Origin of the sequence: Rhodanobacter sp. C03 (assembly GCF_002001175.1) — a bacterium.
Classification (GTDB): domain Bacteria; phylum Pseudomonadota; class Gammaproteobacteria; order Xanthomonadales; family Rhodanobacteraceae; genus Rhodanobacter.
In genome coordinates this window covers 677,494-702,532 of record NZ_MUNT01000006.1, presented here as the reverse complement: position 1 = coordinate 702,532, position 25,039 = coordinate 677,494, and the positions used below count along the sequence as shown (strand labels likewise).

At 62.9% G+C, this 25,039-nt stretch carries 21 protein-coding genes and 1 tRNA gene; all 22 read left to right on the top strand.

What is annotated here, in order from left to right:
- Positions 1-14 precede the first annotated feature (14 nt).
- The 22 genes from nuoE (at position 15) to mtnA (ending at position 24,915) form a co-directional block, all read left to right on the top strand.
- Complete coding sequence (gene nuoE / locus B0E48_RS11350; RefSeq protein ID WP_077518195.1) at positions 15-542, top strand: NADH-quinone oxidoreductase subunit NuoE; 528 nt, start codon at positions 15-17, stop codon at positions 540-542.
- Positions 542-1,867 carry an NADH-quinone oxidoreductase subunit NuoF gene (gene nuoF / locus B0E48_RS11345; RefSeq protein ID WP_077518194.1) on the top strand — a complete coding sequence of 442 codons (1,326 nt, stop codon included), beginning with the start codon at positions 542-544 and terminating at the stop codon, positions 1,865-1,867. Before nuoE ends, nuoF begins: the two co-directional genes overlap by 1 nt.
- Positions 1,864-4,191 (top strand): NADH-quinone oxidoreductase subunit NuoG, encoded by a 2,328-nt coding sequence (gene nuoG / locus B0E48_RS11340; RefSeq protein WP_077518193.1) that lies wholly within the window; start codon positions 1,864-1,866, stop codon positions 4,189-4,191. The genes nuoF and nuoG overlap by 4 nt, the downstream gene beginning before the upstream one ends.
- Before the next feature lie 5 nt (positions 4,192-4,196).
- Positions 4,197-5,225, top strand: coding sequence for an NADH-quinone oxidoreductase subunit NuoH (gene nuoH, locus B0E48_RS11335; RefSeq protein ID WP_077518192.1), 1,029 nt, complete (start codon positions 4,197-4,199; stop codon positions 5,223-5,225).
- 8 nt (positions 5,226-5,233) lie between these two features.
- On the top strand, positions 5,234-5,725 hold the full coding sequence (nuoI, locus tag B0E48_RS11330; RefSeq protein ID WP_077443807.1) for an NADH-quinone oxidoreductase subunit NuoI: 492 nt from the start codon (positions 5,234-5,236) through the stop codon (positions 5,723-5,725).
- Between the two features lie 8 nt (positions 5,726-5,733).
- Complete coding sequence (locus B0E48_RS11325; protein WP_077518191.1) at positions 5,734-6,384, top strand: NADH-quinone oxidoreductase subunit J; 651 nt, start codon at positions 5,734-5,736, stop codon at positions 6,382-6,384.
- Entirely contained in the window at positions 6,378-6,686 is a 309-nt protein-coding gene (gene nuoK / locus B0E48_RS11320) for an NADH-quinone oxidoreductase subunit NuoK (RefSeq protein ID WP_217318004.1), read from the top strand. Before B0E48_RS11325 ends, nuoK begins: the two co-directional genes overlap by 7 nt.
- 4 nt (positions 6,687-6,690) lie before the next feature.
- Entirely contained in the window at positions 6,691-8,745 is a 2,055-nt protein-coding gene (gene nuoL / locus B0E48_RS11315; protein WP_077518190.1) for an NADH-quinone oxidoreductase subunit L, read from the top strand.
- Positions 8,746-8,760: 15 nt separating this feature from the next.
- Positions 8,761-10,269 carry an NADH-quinone oxidoreductase subunit M gene (locus tag B0E48_RS11310; protein ID WP_077518189.1) on the top strand — a complete coding sequence of 503 codons (1,509 nt, stop codon included), beginning with the start codon at positions 8,761-8,763 and terminating at the stop codon, positions 10,267-10,269.
- A gap of 12 nt (positions 10,270-10,281) precedes the next feature.
- A complete protein-coding gene (nuoN, locus tag B0E48_RS11305) occupies positions 10,282-11,736 on the top strand; it encodes an NADH-quinone oxidoreductase subunit NuoN (RefSeq protein WP_077518188.1) in 1,455 nt (484 codons plus the stop codon).
- Between the two features lie 114 nt (positions 11,737-11,850).
- Positions 11,851-11,927, top strand: a tRNA-Met gene (locus B0E48_RS11300).
- Between the two features lie 198 nt (positions 11,928-12,125).
- A complete protein-coding gene (rimP, locus tag B0E48_RS11295; RefSeq protein WP_077518419.1) occupies positions 12,126-12,665 on the top strand; it encodes a ribosome maturation factor RimP in 540 nt (179 codons plus the stop codon).
- A 100-nt stretch (positions 12,666-12,765) separates the two neighbouring features.
- Positions 12,766-14,271 (top strand): transcription termination factor NusA, encoded by a 1,506-nt coding sequence (nusA, locus tag B0E48_RS11290; protein WP_077518187.1) that lies wholly within the window; start codon positions 12,766-12,768, stop codon positions 14,269-14,271.
- A 148-nt stretch (positions 14,272-14,419) separates the two neighbouring features.
- The gene (gene infB / locus B0E48_RS11285) at positions 14,420-17,257 is read left to right on the top strand and encodes a translation initiation factor IF-2 (protein ID WP_077518186.1); all 2,838 of its coding nucleotides are present in this window, start codon (positions 14,420-14,422) and stop codon (positions 17,255-17,257) included.
- 93 nt (positions 17,258-17,350) lie between these two features.
- A complete protein-coding gene (gene rbfA / locus B0E48_RS11280; RefSeq protein ID WP_077518185.1) occupies positions 17,351-17,749 on the top strand; it encodes a 30S ribosome-binding factor RbfA in 399 nt (132 codons plus the stop codon).
- 26 nt (positions 17,750-17,775) lie between these two features.
- Positions 17,776-18,702 carry a tRNA pseudouridine(55) synthase TruB gene (gene truB, locus B0E48_RS11275; RefSeq protein WP_077518184.1) on the top strand — a complete coding sequence of 309 codons (927 nt, stop codon included), beginning with the start codon at positions 17,776-17,778 and terminating at the stop codon, positions 18,700-18,702.
- 167 nt (positions 18,703-18,869) lie between these two features.
- A complete protein-coding gene (gene rpsO, locus B0E48_RS11270; RefSeq protein ID WP_077518183.1) occupies positions 18,870-19,139 on the top strand; it encodes a 30S ribosomal protein S15 in 270 nt (89 codons plus the stop codon).
- An 83-nt stretch (positions 19,140-19,222) separates the two neighbouring features.
- Complete coding sequence (pnp, locus tag B0E48_RS11265; RefSeq protein ID WP_077518182.1) at positions 19,223-21,337, top strand: polyribonucleotide nucleotidyltransferase; 2,115 nt, start codon at positions 19,223-19,225, stop codon at positions 21,335-21,337.
- 122 nt (positions 21,338-21,459) lie between these two features.
- Complete coding sequence (locus tag B0E48_RS11260) at positions 21,460-22,551, top strand: poly(R)-hydroxyalkanoic acid synthase subunit PhaE (protein ID WP_077518181.1); 1,092 nt, start codon at positions 21,460-21,462, stop codon at positions 22,549-22,551.
- 12 nt (positions 22,552-22,563) lie between these two features.
- The gene (phaC, locus tag B0E48_RS11255; protein WP_077518180.1) at positions 22,564-23,631 is read left to right on the top strand and encodes a class III poly(R)-hydroxyalkanoic acid synthase subunit PhaC; all 1,068 of its coding nucleotides are present in this window, start codon (positions 22,564-22,566) and stop codon (positions 23,629-23,631) included.
- A 25-nt stretch (positions 23,632-23,656) separates the two neighbouring features.
- Positions 23,657-23,842 (top strand): PspC domain-containing protein, encoded by a 186-nt coding sequence (locus tag B0E48_RS11250; RefSeq protein ID WP_077518418.1) that lies wholly within the window; start codon positions 23,657-23,659, stop codon positions 23,840-23,842.
- 59 nt (positions 23,843-23,901) lie between these two features.
- On the top strand, positions 23,902-24,915 hold the full coding sequence (gene mtnA, locus B0E48_RS11245; RefSeq protein ID WP_077518179.1) for an S-methyl-5-thioribose-1-phosphate isomerase: 1,014 nt from the start codon (positions 23,902-23,904) through the stop codon (positions 24,913-24,915).
- Positions 24,916-25,039: the final 124 nt, after the last annotated feature.

The following is a 25,039-nucleotide window of genomic DNA, read 5'->3' as shown; positions in this document are numbered from 1 at the left end:
CGACGGAGAAACGCATGAAAGCCACCGGACATTTCGAGCAGGTCAGGAACGTCGATCCGCTCGTCGTACTCACCGACCATACCCGCCATCACATCGATGAGTGGGTGGCCAAGTTCCCGCCGGATCGCAAGCGCTCGGCGCTGATCCAGGCGCTGTTCGCCGCGCAGGAGCAGAACCAGGGCTTCCTCACCGATGAACTGATCACCGCGGTCGCGAAGTACCTCGACCTGCCGGCAGTGTGGGCGTACGAGGTTTCGAGCTTCTACTCGATGCTCGAGACCAAGCCGGTCGGCCGCAACAACGTGGCGATCTGCACCAACATCTCGTGCTGGCTCAACGGTGCGGAAGGCCTGGTGCGCCACTGCGAGAAGAAGCTCGGCATCAAGACCGGTGAGAGCACGCCGGACGGCCGCATCTATCTGAAGCAGGAAGAGGAGTGCATCGCCGCTTGCGTGTACGCGCCAGCGATGACGGTGAACGGGCATTACCACGAGCGGCTCACTCCCGAGAAGCTCGACGAAATTCTGGATGGGTTGAAATAATGGCCGTCGGACCCGCCCCGCAGGAACATCAGGTCGTCTACACGACGCTGCATTTCGACACGCCGTGGTCGATGGACAGCTATCTGCAGGTCGACGGCTACAAGGCGTGGAAGAAGATCCTCGCCGAGAAGCCCGATCCGGCCGCATTGATCGAGGAAATCAAGAAGAGCAGCCTGCGCGGTCGCGGTGGCGCGGGTTTCCCGACCGGGCTGAAGTGGTCGTTCATGCCCAAAGGCACGATGCAGAAATACATCCTGTGCAACTCGGACGAATCCGAACCGGGCACGTCAAAGGATCGCGACATCCTGCGCTACAACCCGCATTCGGTGATCGAGGGCATGGCCATCGCCTGCTATTGCACCGGCTCGACCGTGGCCTACAACTACCTGCGTGGCGAATTCCATCACGAGCCGTACGAACACCTCGAAGAAGCGCTCAAGGAAGCGTATGCGGCCGGCCTGCTTGGCAAGAACGTGCAGGGCAGTGGCATCGACGTGGATATCCACAACGCGCTCGGCGCCGGCGCCTACATCTGCGGTGAGGAAACCGCGCTGATGGAATCGCTGGAAGGCAAGAAGGGCCAGCCGCGCTTCAAGCCGCCGTTTCCGGCCGGTTTCGGCCTGTATGGCAAGCCAACGACGATCAACAACACCGAGACCTATGCCTCGGTGCCGGCGATCCTGCGCAATGGCGCCGACTGGTTCCTCAATCTCGGCAAGCCGAACAACGGCGGCCCGAAGATCTTCTCGGTGTCCGGTCACGTCAACAACCCGGGCAACTTCGAGATTCGTCTTGGTACCTCGTTCAAGGATCTGCTGGCGCTGGCTGGCGGTGTGCGCAACGGCAACCAGCTGAAGGCGGTGATTCCGGGCGGCTCCTCGATGAAGGTGCTGCCGGCCGACATCATGCTCGAGAGCACGATGGACTATGACTGCCTGCAGAAGGCCGGTTCGGGCCTCGGTTCCGGCGCGGTGATCGTGATGGACGAGACCACCTGCATGGTCAAGGTCTGTCATCGCATCTCGCGTTTCTACATGGCCGAGTCCTGCGGTCAGTGCACGCCGTGCCGCGAAGGTACCGGCTGGATGTACCGCGTGCTTTCGCGCATCGTCGAAGGCAAGGGCACCCAGGACGACCTGCACCGCCTGAAGGCGATTGCCGGCCAGATCGAGGGTCACACCATCTGCGCGTTCGGCGAAGCTGCGGCGTGGCCGGTGCAAGGTTTCCTCGCGCGTTTCTGGAACGAATTCGAATATTTTGTGCAGCACGGGCGCTCGATGGTTGATGACCAACTGGCCGAAGCCAACCAGGGAGTTGCCGCATGAGTGCGCAGCCCAGCAATAACACCGCGCCCGACCTGATCAACATCGAGGTCGATGGCAAGCCCACGCAGATCCGCAAGGGCGCGATGATCATCGAGGCGGCCGACGCGATCGGCGTCGCGATCCCGCGCTTCTGCTATCACCGCAAACTGCCGATCGCCGCGAACTGCCGCATGTGCCTGGTCGACGTGGAAATGGGCGGCAAGCTGATGCCCAAGCCGCAGCCGGCGTGTGCTACTCCAGTAGCGGAAGGCATGAAGGTGATGACGCGCTCGGACAAGGCGCTGAAATTCCAGAAAGACGTGATGGAGTTCCTGCTGATCAACCATCCGCTCGACTGCCCGATCTGCGATCAGGGCGGCGAGTGCGAGCTGCAGGACGTGGCGCTGGGTTACGGCCGCAGCGTGTCGCGCTACACCGAACGCAAGCGCACCATCGCCGACGAGAACCTCGGGCCGCTGGTCGCCACCGAGATGACCCGCTGCATCCAGTGCACGCGCTGCGTGCGCTTCACCAGCGAGATTGCCGGCACCTATGAACTGGGCGGCATGAGTCGTGGCGAGAACCTGCAGATTGGCACTTATATCGGCAAGACGATCGAGACGGAGCTGTCCGGCAATATCGTCGACGTCTGCCCGGTTGGCGCGCTGACCAACAAGCCGTTCCAGTTCCAGGCGCGCGCCTGGGAGCTGATTGCCAAGCCGTCGATTGCTTATCACGACGCGCTCGGCTCCAACCTGTGGGTGCATACGCGCCGCGGTGAAGTGCTGCGCACGGTGCCGCGCGACAACGAAACGATCAACGAATGCTGGCTGTCCGATCGCGACCGCTACAGCCACCAGGGCCTGTACGCGGCCGACCGTATCCATGCGCCGGAAGTGAAGCGCAACGGCCAGTGGCAGACGACCACCTGGGAAGATGCCTTGCAGTTTGCCGGTGAGGCGCTGAAGAAGGTGCCGGGCAGCGAGCTCGGCATCCTGGTGCATCCGGGCAGCTCGAACGAGGAAGGCGATCTGCTGATGCGTCTGGCCCGTGGTCTGGGTAGCGCACATGTCGATCATCGTCTGCGTCAGCTCGACTTTGCCGACAACGCCTTTGCCAGCAGTTTCGCGCTGCCAGTCACCGACGTCGCGCAGGTCAAGGCTGCCTTGCTGGTCGGCTCCGATCTGCGTCACGAAATGCCCTTGCTCAACCATCGCCTGCATCAGGCGGTGAAGAAGGGCGCCAAGGTCTACACGGTCAATCCTGCGAGCTTCGATTTCAATTACAACCTGGCTGGCGAATCCATCGTCGCGCCGCAGACGCTGGTCGAGGCGCTGCTGGCACTGGCCAAGTCGGCCGTGGCCGCCGGTGCAACGGCACCGGCGACGCTGGTCGACGCGATCGATGCTGCGACTGGCGATCAGGGCGACAACGATGCGATCGCTGCGCTGAAATCGGGCAGTGCAGTTGTGATTCTTGGTGAAGCCGCGGTCACGCATCCGCAGGCTTCATGGCTGCGTGCACTGGCCCGGTTCATTGCCGACGCCACTGGCGCCGGTTACAACGAACTGCCGGTGGGCGCGAATGCTGTGGGTCTGGCCAAGCTCGGCGTACTGCCGGGTAATGGTGGGCTCGACGCGCAGGCGATGCTGGCGCAGCCACGCAAGAGTTACGTGCTGTATGGCGTCGAGCCGCCGCACGATTTCGCCGATGGTGCGACAACACTGAAGGCGCTGCGCAGTGCGGAGCAGGTGGTGGCGTTCAGCGCCTACGCCAGCACCGCGTTGCGCGAAGTGGCCGACGTGATCCTGCCGATCGCGCTGCTGCCGGAAATCGATGCGACTCTGGTCAATGTCGATGGCTTGGCGCAGGGCGTCAGCGCCGGTGCCAAGGCACCCGGTCAGGCTCGTCCTGGCTGGAAGGTGTTGCGTGCGTTGGGCGGCGCGTTGAAGTTGGCCGGTTTCGAGTTCGACGATCTGGCCGGTCTGCGTGACGGCATCAGCGAACGTGCCGCGGCGCCACGCAGCGGTCTGGCCGCACGTGCGGTTGCCGCCGGCTTGACCCGTCTCGCCACCTGGCCGATCTATCGTGGCGATGCGGTGTTGCGTCGTGCCACCGCGTTGAACGCACATCCGCTCAATCGTGCCCCGGCGGTACGTCTGAATGCGGCTGAGGCACAGCGGCTCGGTCTGGCCCACGGTACGCAGGTGCGCCTCGGCGACGTGCTGCTGCCGCTGGTGGTCGATGTGGCCGTGCCGGACGGCACGGCATGGATCGAGGCTGCCCAGGATCTCACCGCCACGCTGCCGCCGTATGGCGCGGCCATCACCTTGAGCAAGGCATAAGCATCATGGCTGATCAACTTATCAACCAGCTCTTGTGGCCGATCATCTACATCCTGTGCATCACGGTGCCGCTGATCATCGCGGTGGCGATGTTCGTGTACTGGGAACGCAAGGTCATCGGCTGGATGCACGTGCGCCTGGGGCCGAACAAGATCGGTCCGTTCGGCCTGCTGCAGGCATTCGCCGACGTGGTCAAGCTGCTGATCAAGGAAGTGATCCTGCCGACCAAGGCGAACCGGGCGCTGTATTACCTGGCGCCGTTGCTGGCGCTGATCCCGGCGCTGGCGGCGTGGGCGGTGGTTCCGTTCAGCAGCAAGATGGTGCTATCCAACGCGAATGCCGGCGTGCTGTATCTGCTGGCGATGACCTCGATGGGCGTGTACGGCATCATCCTGGCCGGTTGGGCATCCAACTCGCGCTACGCACTGCTCGGTGCGATGCGTTCGGCCGCGCAGGTGATCTCGTATGAACTGGCGATGGGTCTGTGCCTGGTCTGCGTGCTGGTGCTGGCCGGTTCGCTGAACTTGACCGACATCGTCAACGCGCAGGCCGGCCACAAGGGTCTGTTCGACTGGTTCTGGCTGCCGTTGCTGCCGGTGTTCGTGATCTATTTCATCTCCGGCGTGGCCGAGACCAACCGCGCGCCGTTCGACGTGGCCGAGGGCGAGTCGGAAATCGTCGCCGGTTTCCACGTGGAATATTCCGGTTCGGCTTTCGCGATCTTCTTCCTGGCCGAATACGCCAACATGATCCTGGTCAGCTTCCTGGCCGCGATCCTGTTCATGGGCGGCTGGCTGTCGCCGTTCCCCGATACGTGGGGCTTCATCGGCCAGGGCGGCTTTATCTGGCTGTTCATCAAGGCGTTCCTGTTCGCCTTCATGTTCCTGTGGTTCCGCGCCACCTTTCCGCGCTACCGCTATGACCAGATCATGCGGCTGGGCTGGAAGGTGTTCATCCCCATCGCCATCGTGTGGGTTCTCGTGGCCGGCTGCATGAAGTACTACGGCCTGGTCACCATCGGCACGGGGGTCTGAAGAAAGCCATGTCCCGCATTACCCATTATTTCAAGAGCCTGCTGCTGGTCGAGCTGTTCCAGGGCATGGGCCTGACCCTGCGTTACATGTTCAAGCCGAAGTACACCGTGCGCTATCCGATGGAGCACATTCCGAAGTCGAACCGCTTCCGCGGCCTGCATGCGCTGCGCCGCTATGCGAACGGTGAGGAACGCTGCATCGCGTGCAAGCTGTGCGAGGCGGTGTGCCCGGCGCTGGCGATCACGATCGACTCGGCACCACGCGAGAGCGACGGCCAGCGCCGTACCACGCGCTACGACATCGACCTGTTCAAGTGCATCTTCTGCGGCTTCTGCGAAGAGAGCTGCCCGGTCGACTCGATCGTCGAGACCAGCATCCACGAGTATCACTTCGAGCATCGCGGCGAGAACGTGGTGACCAAGCAGCAGCTGCTGGCCATCGGTGACCGCTTCGAGCAGCAGATTGCCGCCGACCGTGCGCAAGACGCGGCGTACCGCTGAGGCCAACGATGAATCCCCAACTGTTCCAACTCATCTGTTTCTACGCCTTCGGCTTCGTCACCGTGGCCGCCGCGCTGTCGGTGATCACGCTGAAGAACACTGTGCATGCCGTGCTCGCGCTGGTGCTGACGTTCTTCAGTGCCGCCTGCCTGTGGATGCTGCTGGATGCCGAGTTCCTGGCACTGGCGCTGATCGTGGTCTATGTCGGCGCGGTGATGGTGCTGTTCCTGTTCGTGGTGATGATGCTCGACATCGACCAGGAGAAGATGCGCGAGGGCTTCGTGAAGTTCCTGCCGGTCGGCCTGATCGTGGCGGCGGCGATGCTGGTGGAGATGCTTGGCCTGATCGGCGTGCGTGCGATGCACACGCAGGTCATGGGCGCCGATCCGGCTGCCGCAGCGGGCACATCCAACACGGCATGGCTGGGTCGCGCGTTGTACACGCAATACCTGCTGCCGTTCGAGGTCGCCGCGCTGATCCTCACCGTGGGTGTGGTCGCGGCGGTGGCACTGACCCTGCGCAAGCGCGCCGACGCGCGTTACGAGTCGGCCAGCCAGCAGGTCAAGGTCAACCCGCGTGATCGCGTCCGCCTCGTGAAGATGGCGGCCGAGCGCCCTGTCGACGAAACGCCGGTCCCGCCGCAGGAATCCAAATCATGATCACGCTCTCGCACTACATCGTGCTTGGCGCGGTGCTGTTCTGCATCGCCGTCGCCGGCCTGTTCATCAACCGCAAGAACGTGATCGTGCTGCTGATGTCGATCGAGCTGATGCTGCTTGCGGTGAACATGAACTTCGTGGCTTTCTCGCGCTTCCTCGGCGATGTGTCGGGGCAGGTGTTCGTGTTCTTCATCCTTACCGTGGCCGCGGCAGAAGCTGCCATCGGCCTGGCGATCCTGGTGCTGCTGTTCCGCAATCGCAGCACGATCAATATCGCCGACATCGACAGCATGAAGGGTTGATCCGATGCAGCTTTCGACATCCATTCTGCTGACGATCGCGCTGGCCCCGCTGGTCGGTTGCCTGCTGGCGGGCTTCCTGGGCAAGTTCCTCGGCCGTGCCGGTTCGCACACGGTCACCATCCTCGGCGTGGCGATCTCCTGCGCGCTGTCGTTCTATGTGCTGTACCAGCTCACCCTGGGCGGCGCGGAGACGTACAACCAGAACATCTACACCTGGTTCCAGATCGGTCACTTCAACGCCAGCGTCGGCTTCCTGGTCGACCGCCTGACCGCGATGATGCTGGTGGTGGTGAGCTTCGTGTCGCTGCTGGTGCACGTGTACACCATCGGCTACATGGCCGACGACGACGGCTACAAGCGCTTCTTCAGCTACATCTCGCTATTCACCTTCTCGATGTTCATGCTGGTGATGAGCAACAACTTCATGCAGCTGTTCTTCGGCTGGGAAGCGGTGGGCCTGGTGTCGTATCTGCTGATCGGCTTCTGGTACAAGCGGCCGACCGCGATCTTCGCGAATCTGAAGGCGTTCCTGGTCAACCGCGTGGGCGATTTCGGCTTCCTGCTCGGCATCGCGGCGGTGCTGTATTTCCTCGGTACGCTGGATTACGCCACCGCGTTCGGCTCGGCGCCTTCGCTGATCGGCAAGACCCTGCAGATCACCGCTGGCACGCAGTGGGATGCCGCCACGGTGATCTGCATCTGCCTGTTCATAGGTGCGATGGGCAAGTCGGCGCAGGTGCCGCTGCACGTGTGGCTGCCCGACTCGATGGAAGGCCCGACCCCGATCTCCGCGCTGATCCATGCGGCAACGATGGTGACCGCCGGTATCTTCATGGTGGCGCGCATGTCGCCGCTGTTCGAACTGTCCTCGACCGCGCTCAGCTTCGTGCTGGTGATCGGTGCGACCACGGCGCTGTTCACTGGTCTGATTGGCATCGTACAGAACGACATCAAGCGGGTGATTGCGTACTCAACGCTGTCGCAGCTCGGTTACATGACGGTGGCGCTGGGCGTGTCGATGTACAGCGGTGCGGTGTATCACCTGATGACGCATGCGTTCTTCAAGGCTCTGTTGTTCCTCGGCGCCGGCTCGGTGATCATCGCGATGCACCACGAGCAGGACATGCGCTACATGGGCGGCCTGCGCAAGTACATGCCGATCACCTGGATCACCATGTGGATCGGCTCGCTGGCACTGGTGGCGGTACCGTTCACCTCGGGCTTCTACTCGAAGGACGCCATCATCGAGGCGGTCGGCGAATCGCATCGCTGGGGTGCGCATTACGCGTATTTCTGCGTGATGGCCGGTGTGCTGGTGACTAGTCTGTACACGTTCCGCCAGATGTTCCTGACGTTCCACGGCAAGGAGCGCTTCACGGTCGTCGCGCATCACGGCCATGGTCACCATGACGACGATCACGGCCACCATGAGCCGGGTGTGCTGGAACATGCGCCTAAGGAATCGCCGTGGGTGGTGACGCTGCCGCTGGTGCTGTTGGCGATCCCGTCACTGCTGGTTGGTTTCTTCACGGTCGGGCCAATGCTGTTCGGCAACTGGTTCGGCAGTGCGATCCATGTGGACGAGGCGAACAATGTGCTGGCCGAACTCGGTCAGGAATTCCATGGTGCCACGGACATGGCTTTGCACGGCTTCTGGAGTCTGCCGTTCGCCCTGGTGCTGACGGCGTTCGTGATCACCACCTACATCTACCTGTTCAACCCGGCCATGGCTGGCAAGATCAAGTCGGCGTTGAAGCCGCTGTGGACCGTGCTTGATCGCAAGTACTGGGTCGACGACGTCTACTTCGCGGTATTTGCCCGCGGTGGCGTCAAGCTCGGCCGACTGTTCTGGAAGGCGGGTGATACGGCGGTGATCGACGACACCATGGTCAACGGCTCGGTGAGCGTGATTCACCGTATCGCTGCCACGACGCGTCGTCTGCAGTCGGGTTATCTCTATCACTATGCCTTCGCGATGATTCTTGGCCTGATCCTGCTGCTTGGCGGGTACTGGTTCTTTGGTTCTGGGCCGATCGGTTCCGGCCTGGTCGGGCAATAAGGGAAGCAAGCACACATGTTCAATCACTTGCTCAGCCTGCTGATCTGGCTCCCCGTCGCCGGGGCCATCCCGGTGCTGCTTGCCGGCTCCAGCCGTCCCAATTTGGCGCGCTGGTTGGCGCTGCTGGTGGCGGTGCTGACCTTCGTAGTCAGCCTGTTCCTGCTGGTGCAGTACCACCCTGACGCGGGTGGCATGCAGCTGACCGAAAGCTATCTGTGGATCGCCTCATGGAACGTCCATTACAGCCTGGCGGCTGATGGCATCTCGGTGGCGCTGATCCTGATGACCACCTTTGTCGGCATCCTGGTAATCGCCGGCGCGTGGGAAGTCATCCAGGACAAGCCGCACCAGTACATGGCCGCCATGCTGATGCTGGAAGGCCTGCTGATCGGCGTGTTCTGCGCCACCGACGCGCTGCTGTTCTACGCGCTGTTCGAGGCGATCCTGATCCCGATGTTCATCCTGATCGGTATCTGGGGTGGCCCGCGGCGGGTATACGCAACGCTGAAGTTCTTCATCTACACGTTCTTCGGCTCGGTCTTCATGCTGATCGCGCTGCTGTACCTGTACCAGAAGGCGCACACGTTCGACCTCGCCACGTTGGCGGCGCTGCCGCTGACGATGCAGGAACAGACCTGGATCTTCTTCGCTTTCCTGATCGCGTTCGCGATCAAGGTGCCGATGGTGCCGGTGCATACCTGGTTGCCGGATGCCCACGTGGAGGCGCCGACCGGCGGCTCGGTGGTGCTGGCGGCGGTGATGCTGAAGGTCGGTACCTATGGAATGCTGCGCTTCATCCTGCCGATCGTGCCGGATGCGGGTGCGCACTATGCTTGGCTGATCATCGTGATGAGCCTGATCGCGATCGTCTACATCGGCTATGTCGCGCTGGTGCAGGAGGACATGAAGAAGCTGGTGGCGTATTCCTCGGTGGCCCATATGGGCTTCGTCACGCTGGGCATCTTCATCGCCTTCTTGCTGGTACGCGAGTCGGGGAATACCGACATGGCGCTGCTCGGCATGCAGGGTGCGATGATCCAGATGATCTCGCACGGCTTCGTCTCCGGCGCGATGTTTACCTGCATCGGCGTGATGTACGACCGCCTGCACACGCGCTCGATCAAGGATTACGGCGGCGTGATCAACGTGATGCCGTGGTTCGGTTTCTTCTACGTGCTGTTCGCGATGGCGAACTGCGGTCTGCCGGGCACCAGCGGTTTCGTCGGCGAGTTCATGGTGATCCTGGCCAGCTTCGCGGCGAATCCGTGGATCGCGCTGTTTGCCGCATTCACCCTGATCATCGGCGCGGCGTACACGCTGTGGCTGGTCAAGCGCGTGTTGTGGGGCGACATCACCAATCCGCACGTGGCCGAGATGAAGGAAATCAACGGCCGCGAGGCCTTCGTGCTGGTTTCCTTTGCCGCCGCCGTGCTGGCGCTGGGTATCTGGCCGCAGCCGCTGGTCCATCTGATGGACAGCTCGGTGTCGCAGCTGGTGCAGCAGCTCGCCATTCACAAGATTTGATCGGGACCAAACATGCCAACCTTGAATGACATCCTGATCATGCTGCCGGAGTTCTATCTGGTGGTGGCGGCATGCGTGCTGTTGTTGCTGGACGCTTGGATGAAACCCGCGCAGCGCCCGGTGCTGCACTGGCTGTCGATCGCCGTGTTGCTGGTGGCAGCCTACCTGCTGGTGATGGGGCAGCCGCCGCAGTCGGTGACGGCATTCGGCGGCATGTTCATTCGTGACGAGACGTCGGAGATCCTCAAGGTCTTCGCGCTGCTCACCACGGCGCTGGTGTTCGTCTACGCGCGGCCATACCTGATCGACCGCAAGCTGCTCAGCGGCGAGTTCTACACGCTGATGATTTTCGCGGTGATCGGCATCATGCTGCTGGTCTCGGCTGGCAACCTGGTCACCGTGTACCTGGGGCTGGAGCTGCTGTCGCTGTCGTCGTATGCGCTGGTCGCATTGAACCGTGATGCAAGGCTGCCGTCCGAGGCGGCGATCAAGTACTTCGTGCTGGGCGCGCTGGCCTCGGGCATGCTGCTGTATGGCATGTCGATGGTTTACGGTGCCTCCGGCATGGGTGGCACGCCGAGCCTGGATCTGGCGCAGCTGCACAACGTGATGAGCTACACCACCGCGCCGAATCTGTTGCTGTTCGGGCTGATCTTCATGATCGTCGGTATCGGCTTCAAGCTCGGTGCCGCGCCGTTCCACATGTGGATTCCCGACGTCTATCAGGGTGCGCCGACGCCGGTCACCACGTTCATCGCCTCGGGCTCCAAGCTGGCTGCGTTCGGCATGGCGTACCGTCTGCTCAGTTCGGGCATGGGCGACCTGTCGCAGCACTGGCAGCTGATGCTGGCCGTGCTGGCGGTGATCTCACTGGCGATCGGTAATCTGGTCGCGATCGTGCAGACCAACCTCAAGCGCATGCTGGCCTATTCGACCATCTCGCACATGGGCTACCTGCTGCTGGGCTTGGCTGCTGCCGGACCGGAGGGCTATGCCGCGGCGATGTTCTACGCGATCTGCTATGCGCTGATGAGCGTGGCGGCGTTCGGCGTGATGCTGGCGCTGACCCGCGCGGGTTTCGAGTGCGAGGAAATTTCCGACCTGAAGGGTCTCAACCAGAAGTCGCCGTGGATGGCGTTCCTGATGCTGCTGGCAATGTTCTCGCTGGCCGGCGTGCCGCCGCTGTTCGGTTTCTGGGCCAAGGCATTGGTGCTGGAAGCAGCAATCCACGCGAACATGCTGTGGCTGGCGATCGTCGGTATCGTGTTCGCGATCATCGGTCTGTACTACTACCTGCACGTGATCAAGGTGATGTACTTCGACAAGCCGGCAGAAGGCAGCGTGCTGCAAGCCAAGCCGGATGTGTCCTTGCGCGTGGTGCTGTCGCTGAATGCATTGTCGCTGCTGGTGCTGGGTCTGTACTGGGGGCCGTTGCTGGGCTGGTGCCGATCCGCGTTCGGACTTTGATGTCGGGTCCGCGCGATGATCGTTGTCAGGTCAGCGCGGAGCAGCTTTATTTCGGATTGTTGGTGTTGAGGCTTGCAAGAAACCGGCCACCCCGCTAAACTCTTCGGACTCTGATGCGGGGTGGAGCAGTCTGGCAGCTCGTCGGGCTCATAACCCGAAGGTCGCAGGTTCGAATCCTGCCCCCGCTACCAGATCTTTCTTGGTGCAAGAAAGCCTCCTCGTGAGGCTTTTTTGTTGGGCGCACGGATGCGTCATGCCGAGCCACCGTGAGTGGCTCTGGCGCCGGATGGAGCTGTAGGAGAGGGACATCGGCGAGATAAGGAAATGGGCCGTTGGAGCCCATTTTTTGTTTCTGCCGTTCTGAAAGAGTGAGCTGGGAAGGCGAATCCATGGATACACAGGCACTGGCACAACGCTTCACCGAGGTACTGGCCGATCTGGGCCTGGAATGCCTTGGCGTGGAGTTCACCCCGTCACATGGACAGAGTACGCTGCGCGTTTACCTGGACTTGCTCGACAAGGGCGGCACAGGCGAGGACGAGCGCCGCGAAGTCGGTATCGAGGACTGCGAGAGCGCCAGCCGCGAACTGTCCGCGCTGCTTGATGTCGAGGATCCGGTCCCAGGTCATTACGTGCTGGAGGTTTCCTCGCCGGGCATCGACCGGCCGCTGTTCACTGCGGCGCAGTTTGCGAAAGTGTCCGGGCAGGAAGTGAAGTTGCTGCTGAAGGCGGCGCTGGAAGGCCGTCGCCGCCTGCGCGGCAAGCTGGTTTCGGTGGAAGGCGAGCACATCGTGCTGGAAGCCGAAGGCAAGACATTCGAATTCGAGCACGCGCTGGTGGAAAGTGCGCGGGTGGTGCCGGACTGGGTGGCGCTGGGTTATGCGCCGCAGCCCAAGCGCGGTGGTGGCAAGACGCCCGACAAGAAATAATTAGTGCGGCCATCCATGGCCGGGTTCCGAGTTTCGTGTTCGGGATGAACACAATAATTCAACCATCGGCATCCGGACGGATGTCTACGGAGTTGCTGCAATGAGCAAAGAGCTTTTGCTGGTCGTCGAAGCGGTTGCCAATGAAAAGGGCGTGCCGCTGGATGTGATTTTCGAGGCAATGGAGGCCGCGCTGGCCTCGGCCGCGAAGAAGCGCTATCCGGAGGAGGAGCCGGACATCCGCGTGTCGATCAACCACGATACCGGCGAGTACGAAACCTTCCGCCGCTGGGAAGTCATTGCCGACGATGGCGAGATGGAATCGCCGTCCTACCAGCTGCGCCTGATGGATGCGCTGGATGAGCGCGAAGGCGCCGAAGTGGGCGAATACATCGAGCAGCAGGTCGAGAATGCCGAATTCGGCCGCATTGCCGCGCAGGCCGCCAAGCAGGTGATCGTGCAGCGCGTGCGCGAAGCCGAGCGCCAGCAGGTGGTTGATGCCTTCGCCGACCGCGTCGGTGAACTGGTCACCGGCATCGTCAAGCGCGTCGAGCGCGGCAACATCTACCTCGACCTGGGCAGCAATGCCGAGGCGTTCATCCCACGTGACAAGACGATTCCACGTGAATCGGCCCGCGTCGGCGATCGCGTGCGTGGCTACCTGTACGAAGTGAAGTCCGAAGCGCGTGGCCCGCAGCTGTTCGTGTCGCGTGCGGCCCCGGAATTCATGATCGAGCTGTTCAAGCTGGAAGTGCCGGAAGTCGGCCAGGGCCTGGTCGAGATCAAGGGCTGCGCCCGTGATCCGGGCGATCGCGCCAAGATCGCCGTGCTGGCGCATGACAGCCGCACCGATCCGATCGGCGCCTGCATCGGCATGCGCGGTTCGCGCGTGCAGGCGGTCTCCAACGATCTGAACGGCGAGCGCGTCGACATCATCCTGTGGCACGAGAACCAGGCGCAATTCGTCATCAATGCGATGGCGCCGGCCGAAGTGCAGTCCATCATCATGGACGAGGAAAAGCACTCGATGGACATCGCGGTGGCCGAGGACAAGCTGTCCCAGGCGATCGGTCGCGGTGGCCAGAACGTACGCCTTGCCAGCAAACTGACTGGCTGGCAGCTCAACGTGATGACCCAGGATCAGGTCACCGCCAAGAGCGAGTCCGAGCAGGAGGCCGCGCGCCAGCTGTTCATGGACAAGCTCGAGGTGGATCAGGAAATTGCCGTCATCCTGGTGCAGGAAGGTTTCTCCAGCATCGAGGAAATCGCCTACGTGCCAAGCGCCGAGCTGCTGGCGGTGGAAGGATTCGACGAGGACATCGTGGAGGAACTGCGCGCCCGCGCCCGCGATGCACTGCTGACCGAGGCACTGGCCGTGGAGGAGGGCGTCGACGAACATCAGCCGTCCGCCGAACTGCTGGCGCTGCCCGGCATGGACGAAGCGACCGCCTATACGCTGGCGGCCCGCGAGGTGAGCACGGTCGACGATCTGGCCGACCTGGCAGTCGACGACCTGATTGATATCGATGGCATGGACGAGGAGCGCGCTGCGGCACTGATCATGGCCGCGCGTGCACCGATGATCGAGCGGCTGGAGAAAGGCGGCTAACCGCGGACGGCGGCATCCTGGATGGGTGTGCCGAGAAAGGCTTTACGGAGCCTTTCAGCAAGGATGGAGGTGGCGGCATGGATAATGTCGCACTGACGATAAGGGCCGAACAGGGTCCAAGCGCGGGAACGGCGGAGCAGAGAACACGATGTCGGACGTCACGATCAAACAACTCGCCCAGGTACTGGGCATGCCGGTCGACAAGCTGCTGACGCAGCTTGGCGAGGCGGGCATGAAATTCTCCGATCAGGAGCAGGTCATCAGCAGCACCGAGAAGGTGAAGCTGCTCGGATTCCTGCGCCGCACTCATGGCAAGAACGAGGTTGCCGCCGAGGTCGATGACAGCGCGCCGCGCCAGATCACCCTCAAGCGGCGCACGGTCGGCGAGCTGAAGGTGGCCACGCCGGGCGGCCGCGGTGCCGCAGGTACGGCCAAGACGGTCAACGTCGAGGTTCGCGCCAAGCGCACCTACGTCAAGCGCAGCGTGATTGCCGAGGAAGCCAGCGCCGAGCCCGAGCGCGAGGATGCCGTGCGCAAGCTGCACGAATCGCAGCAGCAGCGCGAGCAGGAAGAGCAGGATCGCCTCGATGCCGAGCAGCGCCGTCATGAGGAAGCGCTGCAGCGCGCTCTGGACGAGCAGCAGCGACAGGAAGAAAAGAAACAGCATGCGGCCAAGGCAGCGGCGCCTGCAGCGGATGACGCAACTGCCGATGCAGTGGCAGAGCCGGAATCGGCTCAGCCCGCTGAGGTCGTGTCGACCGACAAGGTCGAAGATGAATCTGCCACCGCCGTGCAGCGGATGGATCAGCGCGACCTCGGCATGATCCTGCCGCGCATCCATGAGCCGCGCAAACGCGAAAAGCTGGTCAAGCCAGTGGCTGCACCACCGGCACCCGTCGTGGCGCCGGTAGTCACCGCGAAGCCGGTGGCTCGCCCCGGCGTGGCAGGCAACACGGCGGCAGCGCCGGCACCTGCCAGCGACGCCCGTGGCAAGCCAAAGCATGGCCGCGAACGCGAAGAAACCAGCGGCAGCAAGGAAGAGCGCGATGGCGGCAAGCGTTTCGCCGGCGGCCAGATGCATCTGAGCGAGGCCGATCGTGCCCGTCGCTCCTCCAGCAGCAACAAGCGTGGCAAGCCAGGTCGCGGTGGTGTTCGCGAGATGTCGCGCGGCAGCAGCAATGCGCCGTCCGGTCCGCATGGCTTCTCGCGCCCTACCGCACCGGTAGTGCGTGAAGTGGTGGTGACTGACAACAACATCGTCGCCGAGCTGGCGCAGAAGATGGCGGTCAAGGGCTCCGAAGTGGTCAAGGCGCTGTTCAAGATGGGCGTCATGGCGACCATCAACCAGAGCATCGATCACGATACCGCGGTGCTGGTGGTCGAGGAACTCGGCCATACGCCGGTGGCCGACAGCCAGAACAATGCCGAGGAAACGCTGGCGGCACATACCCAGAACGTCGAACTGGAAGGCGAGAAGGTCACGCGCCCGCCGGTGGTGACGATCATGGGTCATGTCGATCACGGCAAGACCTCGCTGCTCGATTACATCCGCCGCACCAAGGTCGCTTCCGGCGAAGCCGGTGGCATCACCCAGCACATCGGCGCGTATCACGTGGAAACGTCCAAGGGCGTGATCACGTTCCTGGATACCCCGGGCCACGCCGCGTTTACCTCGATGCGTGCCCGTGGCGCGCAGTCGACCGATATCGTGATCCTGGTGGTGGCGGCCGATGACGGCGTGATGCCGCAGACGGTGGAAGCGGTGAAGCATGCGCGCGCCGCCAAGGTGCCGCTGATCGTCGCGGTGAACAAGATGGACAAGGACGGCGCCAATCCGGACAACGTCAAGCAGGGCCTGGTGCAGTACGAAGTGGTACCGGAAGACTGGGGCGGCGACGTCCAGTTCATCCCGGTATCGGCCAAGACCGGCGCCGGCGTCGAGGATCTGCTCGATGCGATCTCGGTGCAGGCTGAGGTGATGGAGCTCAGGGCGGTGGCCGATGGTCGCGCTTCTGGCGTGGTGATCGAATCCAGTCTGGATCGTGGCCGTGGTCCAGTAGCGACTGTGCTGGTGCAGCAGGGCACCTTGAAGAAGGGCGATTTCATCGTCTGCGGTATCGAATACGGCCGCATGCGCGCCCTGATCGACGAAACCGGCAAGCAGGTACTGGAAGCCGGCCCGTCGATTCCGGTGCAGGTGCTGGGTCTGTCCGGTGTGCCGGAAACCGGTGATGACTTCGTCTGCGTCGAGGACGAGCGCCTCGCCCGCGAGGTCGCGCAGGAGCGTGAGCTCAAGCGTCGCGAAACGCGCATGGTCAGCAAGAGCAACCGGCTCGAGGACATCATCGCGAAGATGGGTCAGGGCGTGGAGCAGCAGACGCTCAACATCCTGGTCAAGGGCGATGTGCAGGGCTCGGTCGAGGCATTGCGCGAGTCGCTGACCCAGATCGGCAACGAACGTGTCCGCGTCAACGTGGTCTCGTCCGGCGTCGGTGGCATCAACGAATCCGATGCCACCCTGGCGGCGGCTTCGAAGGCGCTGGTCATCGGCTTCAACGTGCGCGCCGATGCGTCGGCACGCAAGGTGATCGAGACCGCTGGCCTCGACGTGCGTTATTTCTCGATCATCTATGACGTGATCGATCAGGTGACCCAGGCGGCGACTGGCCTGCTCGGCATGGAAGTGCGCGAGGACATCATCGGTACCGCACAGGTTCGCGATGTGTTCCGCAGCTCCAAGTTCGGTGCCGTGGCCGGTTGCATGGTCATCGAAGGTTCGGTCAAGCGCAGTAAGCCGATCCGCGTGCTGCGCGACAACGTGGTGATCTTCGAAGGCGAACTGGAATCGCTGCGCCGTTTCAAGGAGCTGGTCGACGAAGTGCGCAACGGCATGGAGTGCGGCATCGCGGTCAAGCAGTACAACGACGTGAAGCCGGGCGACCAGATCGAATGCTTCGAGCGCACGGAAGTGGCGCGCACCCTTTAAAGCAGAAAACGAGTGCACAGGAGTGAGAAACGAGTAGTGGCCGCGGCTTTCTCTCGTTTCTCACTCCTCTCAACTCACTACCAGGTTTTTCTTATGCCATCCCGTGATTTCAAACGTACCGACCGCATCGGTGCCGAGCTGCGCCGCGAACTGGGTTTGCTGGTGCATGCGGCCGTGCGCGACCACGGGCTGCCGTCGGTCAGCGTGTCGGACGTGGAAATCACCCGCGACCTGGACTGGGCCACCGTGTGGGTGACGGCCATGCTGCCCGAGCAGGGGGTGCCGGCGGTGAAGGCACTCAACGCGATCGGTCACGAGATCCGCCATTCGCTGGCCCACAGCGGCATGCGCATGCGCCGGGTGCCGGAGCTGAAATTCAAGTATGACGACTCGGTCGACAAGGGCGAGCGCATCGAAACCTTGCTGCGTGAACAGGCGCGTGATCTGGCACCGCTCAAGGACGACAAGTCGACCGGCGACAAGCAGGATTGAACCGGAACATTGGCACTGCTGAACCGATGAGTCGTCTGCCACGTATCCAGCACCGCGACCTGCACGGCATCGTCCTGCTCGACAAGCCGCTGGGTCTGAGTTCCAACCAGGCATTGCAAACCGTGCGTCGGTTGTTGCGTGCCGCCAAGGGCGGCCATACCGGCGCACTCGACCCGCTGGCCACCGGTCTGCTGCCGCTGTGCTTCGGCGAGGCGACCAAACTGGCCGGCAGCCTGCTCGGTGCGCGTAAGGCCTATGTGGCCGAGTGCCGGCTCGGCGTCACCACCGATACGGCCGATTGCGAAGGCGAGATCGTGCGGCAGCGCCCGCTGCCTGCGCTCGACGAAGTTACCATCGAGGCGGCACTGGTCAAGTTGCGCGGCCGCATCCTGCAGGTGCCCCCTATGTATTCGGCGCTCAAGCAGGACGGCGAGCGGCTGTATGCCAAGGCGCGTCGTGGCGAGACCGTCGAGGTACCGCCGCGCGAGGTAGAGATCCACCGGCTGGATCTGCTGGCACGCACCGACGACACGCTGACCCTGCTGGTGGAGTGCGGCTCCGGCACCTATGTGCGCTCGCTGGCGGTGGATCTGGGCGAGGATCTGGGCTGTGGCGCGCATCTGACCGCGCTGCGCCGGTTATGGGTGGAGCCGTTCCGCGAGCCGCGCATGGTGACGCTGGAGCAGTTGCAGCAGGCGGCGGAACAGGGTGACGAAGCCTTGCTGGCGTGGTTGTTGCCCGTGTCGGCTGGATTGTCCGATTTGCCGGTGCTGCAGCTCGATGAGCAGCAAAGCATGGCGATCTCGCGCGGCCAGCAGATCCCGCTGCCGCAGGCGCCGCCAAGTGGCCGCTGTGCCGCCTATGCCAGCGATGGCGCGCTGCTGGCGTTGCTGGAACTGGATGACGAAGGCCGTGCGCGCATCCTGCGCGGCTTCAACCTGCCGTCAGACTGAAGAAATTGCGCCGAAAAGCCGCTGCGCACTTGTTGTAACACCACTCCCATCAGTAGAATAGACAGGTTATTTCAACGCTTTCATTCATCTAGGCGAAGCTTGTGCTTGCGTCATCGCGATGATGCAAGCACAAGCTTCGCATCGCCTTTCCAAGGAAACGTATACCCATGTCCCTTACCGCAGAACAAACCGGCAAGATCATTGCTGATTTCGGCCGCGTGCCGAACGATACCGGCTCGTCGGAAGTCCAAGTCGCCCTGTTGTCCGCCCGCATCGACCATCTCACCGGCCACTTCAAGGAACACAAGCAGGATCACCATTCCCGCCGTGGTCTGCTGAAGCTGGTCAACCAGCGCAAGCGTCTGCTCAGCTATCTGAAGGATCGCGATCTTGCGCGCTACCAGACCCTGATCGAACGCCTCGGCCTGCGTCGGTAATTTCGTGCGTTCATCCATGAACGCAAAGATCAAGAGGCGCCCATCCCCGGGCGCACTTCTCAATCAGATCAGGAATTAAGCACGTGGCAAAAGTAACCAAGTCATTCCAGTACGGTAGTCACGAAGTCACGCTGGAGACGGGCGAAATTGCCCGCCAGGCGTCCGGCGCGGTGATGGCCAGCATGGGCGGCACCGTGGTGCTGGTCACCGCCGTGGCGGCCACCAAGCAGAAGGAAGGGCAGGATTTCTTCCCGCTCACCGTCGACTACGTGGAAAAGTTCTACTCCGCTGGTCGCATCCCGGGCGGCTTCTTCAAGCGCGAAGGCCGTCCGACCGAGAAGGAGACGCTGACCTCGCGTCTGATCGATCGCCCGGTGCGCCCGCTGTTCCCGGAAGACTTCAAGAACGAAGTGCAGGTCATCGCGCAGGTCGTCTCGCTCAATCCCGAGGTTGACGGCGACATCGTTGCCTTGCTCGGCGCCTCGGCTGCGCTGTCGTTGGCCGGTATCCCGTTCAAGGGTCCGATCGGTGCCGCCCGCGTCGGTTACGCCAACGGCCAGTACCTGCTGAACCCGACGACCACCGAGCTGAAGACTTCGCAGCTGGACCTGGTCGTTGCCGGTACCGCCGGTGCGGTGCTGATGGTGGAATCCGAAGCCCAGCTGCTGTCCGAGGATGTGATGCTCGGCGCGGTGATGTTCGGTCACCAGCAGATGCAGACCGCGATCCGTGCGATCGCCGAACTGGCTGCCGAAGCCGCCAAGCCGTCATGGGACTGGAAGGCACCGGCGCGCAACGAGTCGCTGGTCGCCGCGCTCAAGGGCACCGTTGGCAGCAAGCTGGACGAAGCGTTCCAGGTGCGCGACAAGCTGCAGCGCCGCGACGCGATCTCCGCGATCAAGGCCGACGTGCTGGGTGAGCTGAAAGCGCAAGCCGAAACGAACGGCTGGGCGTCTGCCGAGCTGTCGAAGGAATTCGGCGAGCTCGAATACCACACCATGCGCGACAGCGTACTGAAGACCAAGGTGCGTATCGACGGCCGTCAGCTCGACGACGTCCGTGCGATCACTGCACGCGTTGGCGTACTGCCGCGTACGCATGGTTCCGCGCTGTTCACCCGTGGCGAGACGCAGGCCCTGGTCGTCATCACGCTGGGCACTACGCGTGACGCGCAGATCATCGATGCGCCGGGTGGCGAGTCGAAGGATCCGTTCCTGTTCCATTACAACTTCCCCCCGTTCTCGGTGGGTGAAGCTGGTCGTTTCGGCGCGCCGAAGCGTCGCGAGATCGGCCACGGCCGTCTCGCCAAGCGCGGCGTGCAGGCAGTGAAGCCGACGATCGAGGAATTCCCGTACGTGGTGCGCGTGGTCTCGGAAATCACCGAGTCCAACGGTTCCTCGTCGATGGCCTCGGTGTGCGGTTCCTCGCTGGCGATGATGGACGCGGGTATTCCGCTGAAGGCACCGGTGGCGGGTATCGCGATGGGCCTGGTCAAGGAAGGCAGCGACTTCGTCGTGCTGTCCGACATCCTGGGCGACGAGGATCACCTCGGCGACATGGACTTCAAGGTGGCCGGCAGCGCCGATGGCATCTCCGCGCTGCAGATGGACATCAAGATCGACGGCATCACCGAAGAGATCATGAAGGTGGCGCTGGAGCAGGCCAAGCGCGGTCGTCTGCACATCCTCGGCGAAATGGCCAAGGCGCTCACCACCGCCCGCACGGAAATGAGCGAGTACGCCCCGCGCCTGATCACCATCAAGATCCATCCGGACAAGATCCGCGAAGTGATCGGCAAGGGCGGCGCCACGATCCGCTCGATCACCGAAGAGACTGGCACCACGATCGACATCAGCGACGACGGCACCATCATCGTCGGCTCGGTCAATCGCGAGGCGGGCGAAGCGGCGAAGAAGCGCATCGAGCAGATCGTCTCCGACGTCGAGCCGGGCCGCATCTACGAGGGCAAGGTCGCCAAGCTGATGGACTTCGGTGCATTCGTCACGATCATGCCGGGCAAGGATGGTCTGGTGCACGTGTCGCAGATCTCCGATGAGCGTGTCGAGAAGGTTTCCGACAAGCTCAAGGAAGGCGATATCGTCAAGGTCAAGGTGCTCGAAGTGGACAAGCAGGGCCGTATCCGCCTGTCGATGAAGGCAGTCACCGAAGACGAGCGCGCCAACGGCGCCACCGCCTGAGTTTCAAGGTCAGTGTGATTCCACAAGGCCCGGCTTATGCCGGGCCTTGTGCGTTCTGGCACCGATGATTTTGTGCAACACGTTTTTGCTAGGATGCAGGGACCACGCATGAGGATGCACCGATGGCCGACCCCGCGAATGATTTCATCAGGGACTATCAGACCCTGGCGCAGCAGTCATGGGACGCCTGGACGCGCCAGCTGCAACAACAGCAGCCTCAGCCTGTAACCAACCCGTTTTTCACGCCGCCGACAACACCAGCTTCCGGCAACGACACGCTGGAACGCACCTTGGCTGGCCTGAAGGGGTACTTCGACTGGATGCAGGGCGCCGCCGCCAACGGTGCCGCGGCTCAGCCGGCCGATTGGCGTCAGCAACTGCAGCAGCTGTTCGGTGGTGCCAGCCAGCCGTTTGCGCAGGCGTTCGGCGGTATCGACAGTGCTGGCGCGCAGGGCTTTGCGCGGCAATGGCAATCCTGGATGCAAGCGGCGCAGCACGGCAGCTTTGGCGATCTGCCGGGCGCCCAGGGGCCGACGCCGGCGTTTGGCCAGGATCGCGAACAACAGATGAAGCAACAGGCGATGGCCGCCGCCATGCTGGAATCGTTGCAGGCTTCCGCGCGTTATCAGGCGTTGATCCAGCGCTCCAACGCGCAGGCGATGCAGCGCCTGCAGGACAAACTGGCGGAGCGCGCCGAGCCCGGTCGCCAGATCGATTCGCTGAAGGCGCTGTATGACTTGTGGGTGGATGCCGCCGAAGAGGCCTATGCCGAGATCGCGCTGACCGACGAGTTTCGCGAGGTTTACGGTGAGATGGTCAACACGCAGATGCGTGTGCGCCAGATGCAGCAGCAGCAGACCGAACAGTTCTGCCAGCAACTCGGCGTACCCACGCGCAGCGAAGTGTCGAGCCTCGGCGAACGATTGCAGGCCATGCGCCGCGAGTTCCGTGCCAGCCCCGTGCCGGCGACCTCAGATCATGCTGACGAGATCATGGCGTTGCGCCGTGAACTGGCGGCGCTGAAGCGCCAGTTCGCCGGTGGCCCGAGTGCAGCGCCCGCCGCGAAGAAGGCTGCGCCTGCCAAGCGATCGACTTCGGCGGTAAAGACGTCTGTTTCGAAGGCCCCGGCAAAGACGGCGCGCGCGATAGTGGCCAGCACGTCCAAGTCCAGTGCCGCATCTCCCTCCCGCACCAGTCCGCGCAAGCGCAAGTAAGGAGATCTCGCCATGTATACGCCATTGCGCATCGACCCGACCAAGGCCCTGGGCGACATCGCCACGTTCCAGCGCAAGCTCGCCGCCGGCATGGGCCACCTGCGCGGCATGCGCGAGCCCGAATACGCGAACACCCCGCGCAAGCTGGTCTACAGCGAGGACAAGCTGAAGGTATGGCACTTCGAAGGCCACAGCAGACCCACCGCGAAGACGCCGTTGCTGATCGTCTATGCGCTGGTCAACACGGTATGGATGACCGACCTGCAGGCCGACCGTTCGATGGTGCGCAACCTGCTGGAGCAGGGCGAAGACGTCTACCTGATCGACTGGGGCTATCCCGACGGTGCCGATCGCTGGCTGACCCTGGACGATTACATCAACGGTTATCTCGACCGTTGTGTCGATGCAGTGCGCAAACGTCACGATCTCGATGCGATCAACCTGCTCGGCATCTGCCAAGGCGGTGCGTTCTCGCTGTGCTACACCGCGCTGCACGCGGACAAGGTGAAGAACCTGATCACCATGGTCACGCCCGTGGACTTCCACACGCCGGACAACATGCTGTCGAGCTGGTGCCGCAGCATGGACGTGGATCTGTTCGTCGACACCATGGGCAACATCCCCGCCGGACTGATGAACTACGTCTACCTCACGCTGAAGCCGGTGCGACTGAACCAGCAGAAATACATCGGCATGGTCGACATCCTCGACAACCCGACCGAGCTGGAGAACTTCCTGCGCATGGAGCGCTGGATCTTCGATTCGCCGGATCAGGCCGGCGAGGCGTTCCGCCAGTTCATCAAGGACTTCTACCAAGGCAACAAGCTGGTCAAGGGCACGCTCGAGATCGGCGGCAAGCCGGTGGATCTGGGTATGGTGACCCAGCCGGTATTGAACATCTTCGCCGAGCAGGATCACCTGGTACCGCCGGATGCCTCGCGCGCGATGGGCAAGCACGTCGGCACCACCGATTACACCCAGCTGGCGTTCAAGGGCGGCCACATCGGCATCTATGTGTCCGGCCGCGCGCAGCGTGAGGTACCACCGGCTATCCATCAATGGCTGAGTGCGCGAGACTGACGGCTTTCCCGCAGAGATCGTCGAAATGGAGAAGCGTTTATATCGCTCACGCAATGACAGAAAACTCGCCGGTGTCTGCGGTGGGATTGCCGAATACTACGGCTGGGACCCGACCCTGGTGCGGGTTGCCTGGGTCATGCTGACCCTGCTGGGTGGATCGGGCATCCTGATTTACCTGATCATGTGGCTGGTCATGCCTGAGGCGCCGTGAATGCGCATGCTGCTGCAAGCCCTGATCTGATCGTTTGACTGAATAGCAAAGACATACCCATGGATTACGACCGTTACGACCGCATCCGTGCCGTGCAATGGCAGGGTGAATATCTGCGTCTGCTCGATCAGCGCCTGCTGCCGGGCGAGGAACGCTGGATCGACTGTACTGACGCCAGCCACATCACGCAGGCGATCAAGGATCTGGCCGTGCGCGGCGCACCGGCGATCGGCATTGCTGCCGCGTGGGGCGTGGCGCTGGCGGCGAAACAAGGTGAGTCACTCGACGAAGTGCTGGCCACCTTGCGTGCTGCACGGCCCACCGCGGTCAATTTGATGTGGGCGCTGGACCGGATGAAAAAGCGCATCGCGGCTGGTGCCGATGCCGCGGCGCTGGTGCGCGAGGCGCAGGCGATCCAGGACGAGGATCTGGCCGCCAATCGTCAGATGGGCGAGTTGGGCGCTGCGTTGATCAGAACGCATTCCGGCGTACTGACCCATTGCAATACCGGCTCACTGGCCACCGCCGGCTTTGGCACGGCGCTGGGCGTGATCCGCGCCGGCGTGGCCATGGGTCGGGTCGATCATGTCTATGCCGGCGAAACCCGGCCATGGCAGCAGGGTGCGCGCCTCACGATGTGGGAGCTGGTGCGCGATGGCATCCCGGCGCAATTGATTGCCGATTCCGCCGCCGCCCACCTGATGAAATCCGGTGCCGTGCAATGGGTGATTGTGGGCGCCGATCGGATCGCCGCGAACGGCGATACCGCGAACAAGATCGGCACCTACCAACTGGCGATTGCCGCGAAGTACCACGGCGTGAAGTTCATGGTAGTGGCGCCGTCATCCACGGTCGACATGGCTACCGGCACCGGCGAGGAAATCGAGATCGAGCTGCGCGATCCTGCCGAGTTGCTCAGCACCGCGGGGAAACGCACCGTGGTCGAAGGGGCGCAGGCGTGGAACCCGGTATTCGACGTAACGCCTGCCGAACTGATCGACGCGATCGTGACCGAGCGCGGCGTGATCGAGCGGCCGAACAGCCTCGCGATGCAGGCGATGTTTGGGTGGTGAAGCTGTCGTATTGAGATCGGTGACAGGGTCTGCGCACGGTTGTTGCTGAATTTTCCAGACCTGAATTGGTGGCCGGTACTGCCCGCCGCCGCGAGTTCGGCAGTCGCTGCGCTGGTCAATTTTT

Bases quoted from the DNA above. Each gene is read 5' to 3' on its own strand.
- nuoE (WP_077518195.1), top strand. From the start codon at position 15: ATGAAAGCCACCGGACATTTCGAGCAGGTCAGGAACGTCGATCCGCTC.
- nuoF (WP_077518194.1), top strand. From the start codon at position 542: ATGGCCGTCGGACCCGCCCCGCAGGAACATCAGGTCGTCTACACGACG.
- nuoG (WP_077518193.1), top strand. From the start codon at position 1,864: ATGAGTGCGCAGCCCAGCAATAACACCGCGCCCGACCTGATCAACATC.
- nuoH (WP_077518192.1), top strand. From the start codon at position 4,197: ATGGCTGATCAACTTATCAACCAGCTCTTGTGGCCGATCATCTACATC.
- nuoI (WP_077443807.1), top strand. From the start codon at position 5,234: ATGTCCCGCATTACCCATTATTTCAAGAGCCTGCTGCTGGTCGAGCTG.
- B0E48_RS11325 (WP_077518191.1), top strand. From the start codon at position 5,734: ATGAATCCCCAACTGTTCCAACTCATCTGTTTCTACGCCTTCGGCTTC.
- nuoL (WP_077518190.1), top strand. From the start codon at position 6,691: ATGCAGCTTTCGACATCCATTCTGCTGACGATCGCGCTGGCCCCGCTG.
- B0E48_RS11310 (WP_077518189.1), top strand. From the start codon at position 8,761: ATGTTCAATCACTTGCTCAGCCTGCTGATCTGGCTCCCCGTCGCCGGG.
- nuoN (WP_077518188.1), top strand. From the start codon at position 10,282: ATGCCAACCTTGAATGACATCCTGATCATGCTGCCGGAGTTCTATCTG.
- rimP (WP_077518419.1), top strand. From the start codon at position 12,126: ATGGATACACAGGCACTGGCACAACGCTTCACCGAGGTACTGGCCGAT.
- nusA (WP_077518187.1), top strand. From the start codon at position 12,766: ATGAGCAAAGAGCTTTTGCTGGTCGTCGAAGCGGTTGCCAATGAAAAG.
- infB (WP_077518186.1), top strand. From the start codon at position 14,420: ATGTCGGACGTCACGATCAAACAACTCGCCCAGGTACTGGGCATGCCG.
- rbfA (WP_077518185.1), top strand. From the start codon at position 17,351: ATGCCATCCCGTGATTTCAAACGTACCGACCGCATCGGTGCCGAGCTG.
- truB (WP_077518184.1), top strand. From the start codon at position 17,776: ATGAGTCGTCTGCCACGTATCCAGCACCGCGACCTGCACGGCATCGTC.
- rpsO (WP_077518183.1), top strand. From the start codon at position 18,870: ATGTCCCTTACCGCAGAACAAACCGGCAAGATCATTGCTGATTTCGGC.
- B0E48_RS11260 (WP_077518181.1), top strand. From the start codon at position 21,460: ATGGCCGACCCCGCGAATGATTTCATCAGGGACTATCAGACCCTGGCG.
- phaC (WP_077518180.1), top strand. From the start codon at position 22,564: ATGTATACGCCATTGCGCATCGACCCGACCAAGGCCCTGGGCGACATC.
- B0E48_RS11250 (WP_077518418.1), top strand. From the start codon at position 23,657: ATGGAGAAGCGTTTATATCGCTCACGCAATGACAGAAAACTCGCCGGT.
- mtnA (WP_077518179.1), top strand. From the start codon at position 23,902: ATGGATTACGACCGTTACGACCGCATCCGTGCCGTGCAATGGCAGGGT.